Origin of the sequence: Candidatus Erwinia dacicola, from assembly GCF_001756855.1 — a bacterium.
GTDB classification, from domain to species: Bacteria; Pseudomonadota; Gammaproteobacteria; order Enterobacterales; family Enterobacteriaceae; genus Erwinia; species Erwinia dacicola.
This window is the reverse complement of sequence record NZ_MAYS01000418.1, coordinates 1-3,682: the sequence shown is the minus strand read 5'-3', so window position 1 is coordinate 3,682 and position 3,682 is coordinate 1. Positions and strand designations below refer to the sequence as shown.

The 3,682-nt window shown below is 51.9% G+C and carries 3 protein-coding genes and 3 pseudogenes; 3 read left to right on the top strand and 3 right to left on the bottom strand.

Annotated elements, in window-relative coordinates; translation table 11 throughout:
- Positions 1–51 precede the first annotated feature (51 nt).
- From BBW68_RS11455 to queF, 3 genes and pseudogenes are all read right to left on the bottom strand, one after another.
- A complete protein-coding gene (locus BBW68_RS11455; protein ID WP_070133583.1) occupies positions 52–351 on the bottom strand; it encodes an IS3 family transposase in 300 nt (99 codons plus the stop codon).
- Positions 352–429: 78 nt separating this feature from the next.
- Positions 430–798 (bottom strand): annotated as a pseudogene (locus BBW68_RS11450) (DUF4478 family protein); the annotation flags it as partial.
- A gap of 152 nt (positions 799–950) precedes the next feature.
- The gene (queF, locus tag BBW68_RS11445) at positions 951–1,796 is read right to left on the bottom strand and encodes an NADPH-dependent 7-cyano-7-deazaguanine reductase QueF (RefSeq protein WP_070135460.1); all 846 of its coding nucleotides are present in this window, start codon (positions 1,794–1,796) and stop codon (positions 951–953) included.
- A 114-nt stretch (positions 1,797–1,910) separates the two neighbouring features.
- Between queF and syd the strand changes: the two are divergent.
- The 3 genes and pseudogenes from syd to BBW68_RS11430 form a co-directional block, all read left to right on the top strand.
- Positions 1,911–2,460 (top strand): annotated as a pseudogene (syd, locus tag BBW68_RS11440) (SecY-interacting protein).
- A 623-nt stretch (positions 2,461–3,083) separates the two neighbouring features.
- Positions 3,084–3,410 (top strand): YqcC family protein, encoded by a 327-nt coding sequence (locus BBW68_RS11435; RefSeq protein WP_070135459.1) that lies wholly within the window; start codon positions 3,084–3,086, stop codon positions 3,408–3,410.
- Positions 3,410–3,655 (top strand): annotated as a pseudogene (locus BBW68_RS11430) (pseudouridine synthase); the annotation flags it as partial. The gene BBW68_RS11435 and the pseudogene BBW68_RS11430, both read left to right, overlap by 1 nt.
- Positions 3,656–3,682 lie beyond the last annotated feature (27 nt).

The following is a 3,682-nucleotide window of genomic DNA, read 5'->3' as shown; positions in this document are numbered from 1 at the left end:
CAAAAGTCTGGCACAACGCAGCGACCGGATACCTCGCTCTTAGCCTGTCGACTACCGTGAACCGTTGAGTGCGTCCGACATTAAGAGCGCCGTAGCCTTTTTTAGGATTTCGTTCTCCATTTCAAGGCGTTGTATTTTCTTCCTCGCCTCACGCAGCTCGAGCTGTTCTGGCGTCAGAGGAAGCCCGGCGGGCGTTTTCCCCTGGCGCTCAAGTCGCAGCTTATTCACCCAACGGGGGATAGCCGAATGGCTTACGTTAACTGCCTCTGCGGCCTTAACGTAGGTATAGCCGTGGTCGACAACTAACTTCGCCGCTTCGAGCTTAAATTCTGGCGTGAAATGTTTAGCCATTGGGTCACCTGTGGTGTTGGGAAGGTGAGAATATCACCTTCCGATCAGGTGGCCAGTATCAGTGTGCCACTACAGATCTTCAATTTTCAGCCGTTGGAAGCGTCCGGCTTTATCGATCTGGCCGTTTACGAAGAGGATGTCGTGCAGCACGGCAAACAGGTTAGCTTGCAGCGCACGGATAATCCGGTCATCAACAAACGCCTCTTCCGGCGGGTTGATCAACTCCAGTTTGACGCCGCGCTTACGGCGCAGCACGTTGATATCAAAACTTTCAAAACAGGAAAGCAGCTCATGGCTGCTGTCGGTTTGACTACCGGAGTTGAGCACGGCGAGTGAGCAGTTACGAAACAGCTGGTAGAGGCCACTGCTGGCCGTGCGCTTCAGCATGTTGACTTCCAGTTGTGAAAGCAGGTCCATCGAGCCAAGAGGGCTGATATGTATAATCAAGTGAACTCCTTTACACCCGCCTAGGTGTGCAGTAACCCCGTGATATGGCGGTCAACGGGACAAAATTTTCCTAGATTAGCGTGCTGGTGCCCTTGTCCAGATTAGCCTTTTGCTTTTGATTTAACAACAGGTTAACAGAGATAAACCGGAGATTACTGGCGAACTAGGCGCGAGCGTCCCGGCTTAAATTGGACATTAGTGCGCCACGGGTTAATATCCAGCCCGCCGCGGCGCGTGTAGCGCGCATAAATGCTCAGGCTTTCCGGCTGGCAGTAGCGCAGAATATCGCTAAAAATACGCTCTACGCACTGCTCGTGAAACTCATTGTGATGGCGGAATGAGACCAGATAACGCAGCAGGACTGCCCGCTGAATGCGCGAGCCGCGATAGCTTATCTGCACGGAACCCCAGTCGGGCTGATTGGTGATCAGGCAGTTAGATTTTAGCAAATGGCTCACCAGCTGTTCTTCAACGATCTTCCCATCGGCAGCGTTGCGCAGGTAGTCAGCATTGAACTGATAGTCATTAATTACAATGTCCTGCTCATCAATACAGGTCCCGTCGAAATGGCCAAGTGGCTGCCCTTCAATTTCCTGCAGGCGGAACAGAGCCACGCTGACCTTGCCTTCGGCGCAGGCACTGAGATCGCGCTCCAGCGTCTGCCGCACTTCGCCCCAGTCGGCAAATTTGGTCTGGTTAAAGCTATTGAGGTAAAGCTTAAAGCTTTTCGACTCGATCAGGTTCACGCTATCGGCATCCAGCACCACTTCACCCACCGCCACCTGCGGTAGCCCTTTGCTGTTGAGCCAAGAGAGCTCGTACAGCGTCCAGATATCGGCTCCGGTGAATGGCAGGGTATCCTGGTAGAGCCCCAGCGGTTCACGATTCAGGCTACGCGGCACCGCTTGTAGCAGCGCAGGCTGATAGCTGTCGTGGTATTGTGTGGGTTTCCCCAGTGTCAGGTCTTCCAGTGCCTGATGATGGTCGTATGAAGACATTCTGATACCTTATTGCGCCTGTCGGTACAGGCGAGATGAGAATTCGTCAGCCTGATTAGCATTCAGGCTACAATGGCCTGCAAGTGTAACCCAGCCAGCTAAGAGTGAAAAAAAATGATTGAAAAAACCGCCCATGCATTACGCGATTTTAGCCAACGCTACTGTGACCTCTGGCAGCAGGAGAGCGGTCACCTTCCCGCCAGCGAGGAGCTGCACGGCATCCCATCACCTTGCGTCGTGGCTACATGACGATGCCGTTTGGTGGCAGCCGCAGCCGTTCACCTTGGCGCAAAACCTTGATGCTGTAGAGCGTGCGCTGGATATTCAGCTGCAGTCTGCCGTTGCTGCGTTCTATACCGCACAATTTGCCGCTGATATGTCGGGAACTTTTTCTGGGCAACACGTGTCTCTTGTACAGGTCCGGAGTGAAGAAGATTTTCAGCGCGTGCAGGAGAACTTAATTGGTCATTTGGTAATGAAGCGCCGGCTGAAGCACTCCCCAACTTTGTTTATCGCCACGACAGACTCTGAGCTGGAAGTTGTGTCGGTGTGCAATTTGAGCGGCAAAGTGATCCTTGAGCAGTTGGGCCCGCAAAAACGTCAGGTTGTTGCCCCGTCTCTTCAGAATTTTCTTATTCATTTACAGCCGCTTAGTGACCTGTAATGCGCTTTTCTCTGCCCGTCACGTGCGAGATGTCTCACAAAGGTTGTGAGACATCGCTACGAATGAACTTAATGCCTTCTAACATGCAATTGTAAAAATATTGTATATCATCAAGTTAGCCAGATTATTGCGAATAATCCTAAGCTTATGCCACAAAAAGCCGTGAGAAGTATCTTGTTTGCTTATAATAATCAGGCAAAATCAACTCAATCTGAACGGCGCTCAGGAACAGAATTAACGTCAAGGAGTGACGTGTTCATGGAGTTCATGGAATAATGAGTTGGACCCATCATCAGAATGATGATGCAGGGATAGGCTTCGGGATTGAAGCAGGGAAACAGGGAAACCTCAGGATGAGGCAATGGACACCTCTAGGAAGGAGAATGTGAACCGTATAGGATGACGGCTATCAGGGAAGTGAACGGATAACATCAGGACGATGTTTGCTCAGGAGAGCACAGGAACAGTTTTCAAGGAAGAGCAGGGAGCATAAAGGTAGCTGGAAAGCTGCAAACGAACCGGGGGGCACTGTTAACACAGTCCCCCTTTTTTTCGTGCATACTTTTCACTGAGCAGCGTGTGAATGGTATGCTCTGCGCCCTTATCCACAGTGGAAGATCCCTATGAGCCGTAAACAACAGATTCAGGAACGATTACTGGCGATTGAATCGTTGCTTAAACAGGCGGGGCTATGGCAATCCGTTGCGCCTAACAGCGAAGCTTTTACCAGCACTAAGCCTTTTTGCCTCGATACCATGACGCCGCTGCAGTGGCTGCAGTGGGTATTCCTGCCATGTATGCAAACCCTGCTGGATGCAGCTGCACTTCTGCCCGTCGCGCTGGTCATCGCCCCATACTATGAAGTCTGGCTGGAGGGCGAAATCCCGCGGCGCTCGGCGCTGCTGCACTGCTTAAACGCGTTCGATCAGCTGTTCGAGTCGCCAAACTAATGCTGGAGATTATTTATCAGGATGAGTGGCTGGTCGCAGTAAATAAACCCTCGGGCTGGCTAGTGCACCGTAGCTGGCTCGACCGCCATGAAACTGTGTTTGTCATGCAGACCGTACGCGACCAGATTGGCCAGCACGTTTTCACCGTACACCGACTCGGTCGCCCAACATCCGGCGTGCTGCTGATGGCGCTGTTCAGCAAGGTTGCGCGCCTGCTGTCGCAGCAGTTTGAACAGCATAAAATATAAAAACTTACGGTAGAGTCTTAGGAC